Origin of the sequence: Salinivibrio costicola subsp. alcaliphilus (assembly GCF_001996185.1) — a bacterium.
Classification (GTDB): Bacteria; Pseudomonadota; Gammaproteobacteria; order Enterobacterales; family Vibrionaceae; genus Salinivibrio; species Salinivibrio costicola.
In genome coordinates this window covers 1-580 of the sequence record NZ_MUFR01000128.1, presented here as the reverse complement: position 1 = coordinate 580, position 580 = coordinate 1, and the positions used below count along the sequence as shown (strand labels likewise).

1 protein-coding gene is annotated in these 580 nt (G+C 43.4%); it reads left to right on the top strand.

The features are described 5' to 3' along the window. Window positions 1–580, top strand: a 580-nt coding sequence (locus BZJ21_RS15490; RefSeq protein WP_108743198.1) for an IS1634 family transposase, incomplete at both ends; no start/stop codon positions are given.

Sequence of the window (580 nt, the reverse complement as noted above, 5' to 3'; positions counted from 1 at the left end):
TAACTATGGCGCAGTCACTCAAAAATGGTTGTTGGTTCATAGCGAGCAAGCGACGAAGCGAGAAGAAATAACGTTCTACAAGAACTTAGATAAAAATGCCGCCAAAGAGCTGAAAGCCCTGGGCCAACTTATGAAAAAAGAGTTTGCTTGTGCAATAGATGCCGAGCAGGCAATGGATGACTTTGCAAGCCAATGTCACCTCATTGGCTTTGCACAAAAAACCATCATTAAAGAGGCTGTCTATGCGGGTCGTGGTCGCCCTAAAAAGGGAGCTAAGCCAACAGGATATCGCTATTTTATTGATGCCACGCCTTATACCGATCTAGATAAAGTGAAACTGGCTAAGCTTAAAGTGGGTATGTTTATCCTCGCTACCAACGATACTGATAGTGCGGATCTGACCATGGCTGCATTGCTTGAACATTACAAATCCCAACAAAAAGTAGAGCGCGGCTTTCGTTTTTTGAAAAGCCCTGAGTTCTTAACGTCTTCGATCTTCTTAAAAAAACCTCAACGCATTGAGGCTCTGCTCATGATAATGACGCTTAGCCTTCTTGTTTACGCAAGTCTAGAGCACAAA